Source organism: Corynebacterium sp. UMB8791, from assembly GCF_054166365.1.
Map to the genome: position 1 here is coordinate 1 of NZ_JBSZCG010000027.1, position 355 is coordinate 355.

The window sequence follows — 355 nt, forward strand, 5'->3', positions numbered from 1 at the left end:
CGGTAATAGTCACCTAGTTGTGAAGCTAGCTCATGTCGAAACGTGTCTACCAAACCGAATATTTTTGAATACGGCATACTGGTTGGTCCTAGCAGGGCAATTGTTCCTTTGCCATGTCCTGATACTTCATACGTAGCAGTGATCATGCTCATATCTTCTAAGAGATTGTTGCCAATTTCTGAGCCGATACGAAAAACAATTGGATTTTCTGTTGTTGCAGAACCATTTAATAAATGCGTCAGCTCATCAGAATTTTGCATAAAGGAATAGACAGATTTCAATTGTTCAATATCTTGTTTGATGCCAAAATCTAACAAATTCATGCGACCACCGACAAAGACTTTTTCTTCAAAGG

The 355-nt window shown here is 38.6% G+C and carries 1 protein-coding gene; it reads right to left on the reverse strand.

Annotated features, from left to right (window positions below; translation table 11 throughout):
* Positions 1 to 355 (reverse strand): hypothetical protein (locus tag ACXIUA_RS00630; protein WP_457975897.1); only part of this gene is annotated, 355 nt, incomplete at both ends.